This window comes from Brevundimonas sp. UBA7534 (assembly GCF_002479325.1).
Lineage (GTDB): Bacteria > Pseudomonadota > Alphaproteobacteria > Caulobacterales > Caulobacteraceae > Brevundimonas.
This window is the reverse complement of sequence record NZ_DLMO01000104.1, coordinates 1702-2958: the sequence shown is the minus strand read 5'-3', so window position 1 is coordinate 2958 and position 1257 is coordinate 1702. Positions and strand designations below refer to the sequence as shown.

The 1257-nt window shown below is 69.3% G+C and carries 1 protein-coding gene; it reads left to right on the top strand.

Annotation, left to right across the window (positions count from 1 at the left end):
* The coding region (locus B2U11_RS07945) for an MFS transporter (protein ID WP_292070969.1) at positions 1-1189 on the top strand (1189 nt) is incomplete at its 5' end.
* Between the last annotated feature and the right edge of the window lie 68 nt (positions 1190-1257).

Sequence of the window (1257 nt, the reverse complement as noted above, 5' to 3'; positions counted from 1 at the left end):
CGCCCTGACGCCGATCCTGCAGATCGTGACGCCTCTTCATGCCGACGCGATCGATCCCGCCGACAAGACACGCGTGCTCAGTCAGGCGATGTTCTGGGGCGCGGTTACGGCAGCGGTCTCCAACGTCGTCGTCGGCGCGCTGAGCGACCGGACGCGCTCGCGTTTCGGGCGACGTCGGCCGTGGATCGCGGCCGGAGGCGTACTGATCGCCCTGTCCTATGTGGGAATCTGGCGATCGCAGACGCCCCTGCAGCTGACCTTTGCGGTCGTGGGATTCCAGGCCGCGTTCAACGTGCTGATGGCGCCGCTCCTTGCGCTGTTCGCCGAGCGCGTCAGCCTGGGACGGCGCACGACGATGTCGGCGATCCTGGGCGTATGTTATCCGCTGGCTGTGGCGCTCGGTTCCGGCCTGATGGCTTTGGGGCCGCAAGGAGAGCCGGGGCGGCTGGTGCTGCTGGCGCTCGTGATCCTGACGACCACCTGGGGCTTCGTCCTGTTGTTCGCGGAGCCGGCGCGGTCCGTGCAAGAGCCGCCGCGAGCCGCCACCGCCGCGCCTTGGGCCCTGCTGAGGCCGTTCCGGTCGCGCAACTTCACCCTGGTGTGGAGCGGGCGGCTGCTGTTGTCGACGGGGTATGCGCTGGTCGGGGCCTATCTGCTGTATTTCATCGTGGAGGCGTTCTCGTCGACGGATCGCACGCCGGAGGTGTCGCACTCGATCCTGACCGCCGTGGCTCTGGCGGGGGTGTTCGCGGTGACCATGACCGTGGCCTTCTTCGGGCGTCGGATACAGTCCCGCAAGCCGATCGGCCTATCCGGCGCGGTGCTGCTGTGCGGCGCGTCGGCGGTCGTCGCGGCGTCGCAGGACTGGACCCTGGTGGTGGGCGCCTTCGTCATCTACGGCCTGGGGCAGGGCGCCTATGGATCGGTCGAGATGGGGCTGATGGCCGACGTCCTGCCGACCGAGGAGGATCGGGGCAAGGACATGGGGCTGATCAATCTGGCGGTCGCGCTGCCGCAGGCGATCGCGCCGCTGATCGCCGTCTGGCTGCAGGATCACGACGGCGGCATACGGCCGCTGTTCGGCGTGGCGGCTCTCTGTTTCGGGGCGGCGGCGTTGCTGCTTGCCGGACTGAAGGCGGTCAAGCCTGCGGGGGGTGCGCCATTGCGGACCTCCGGCGGCGCGGACTAGGACGAACGGACTGGGGGAGCCGCGGATGTCGAGCGCAACGATCTATGATGTCGCCGCCGCCGCCGGCG